General features: G+C 64.5%; 1 protein-coding gene. It reads left to right on the top strand.

The features are described 5' to 3' along the window. A partial coding sequence (locus AC0L14_RS11830) for a right-handed parallel beta-helix repeat-containing protein (protein WP_473749550.1) occupies positions 1 to 948 on the top strand: 948 nt, incomplete at its 5' end. Positions 949 to 1,093 lie beyond the last annotated feature (145 nt).

Raw genomic sequence — 1,093 nt, 5'->3', positions numbered from 1 at the left:
ACGCCATCCACGCAGCCGGCGCAGGGTCTTACCCACACCACCACACCGATCCAATCGAAGTACGATGGCCAGGTGATTGAAAATCTTGACATCTACGTCACCAACGGGGACGCGGTCACGATTACGCACGACAATGTCATCCTGCGCAATTGTCGTATTCATCACGTCGAAGGCGACGGGGTGACGGTTTCGGGCGCAACCGGCGTCACGATCGAGAACACCGAGGTCATCAACGCCGACCCGCCGGCGGGAATCGACGCCGAGACGAGCCCGAACATCAACAACATCAACGCAGAAAACGCCGCGAACCTGACCGTTCAAAACACCACGGTGCGGGAAGGCTCGACCGGCATCTATCTCCTGAACTCGCCCGGCGCGGATCTTTCGAACGTCGATGGCTACAACTTCCATGGGCCCATGCCGCGCGGTCAGTTCGTCCAGTTCAACAACTCGGGCAATAGTTCGCTGACCGACTTCTATGCCGTCAACGAAGCCGGCAGTTCGCATCCTGAGGACATCGTCTCGGTCTATGGCAGCCCGAATACGACGATCTCTAACGGGGTGATCGACGGTAACAACTCCGTGACCGGCGTCGGCGTCATGTTCGAGAACGCATCAACCGGCGGCAGGGTGCAGAACGTTGACGCCATCCATCAGGGCAATGGCGCGTTCTCGTCCTACGCGAGCGATGTCACCTTCGATGACACGAGGTCGTTCGACGGTATCAACGAGGACCAGGGCCGCGGGCTGTCCTCGTCGAATGGACTGATCTGGAATGTCAGCTCCGGCGGGGTCAGCGTCCTGAACTCGAGCTACACCAACCCTGGCAATCCCAACAACATCATTTGGGACAAGTCAAAGGCGGTCGTAGCCGACGTGCACGAGGATGCCGCCGCCACCCCAATGGCACACATCGATAACCAGTTCGCCTGGGACTACGCAGTCTGAACGGGCGGGGGGGGGGGGGGGGGGGGGGGGCGGGGGGGGGCCGGGCGCCGCCGGGGGGGGGGGGGGGGGGGGGGGGGGGGGGCGGGGGGGGGGGGGGGGGGGGGGGGGGGGGGGGGGGCGGCGGGGGGGGGGGGGGGGGGGGGGG

Source organism: Mesorhizobium sp. WSM4841, assembly GCF_055811515.1.
The sequence above is the reverse complement of the archived record's forward strand: the minus strand, read 5'-3'. Positions and strand labels throughout refer to the sequence as shown.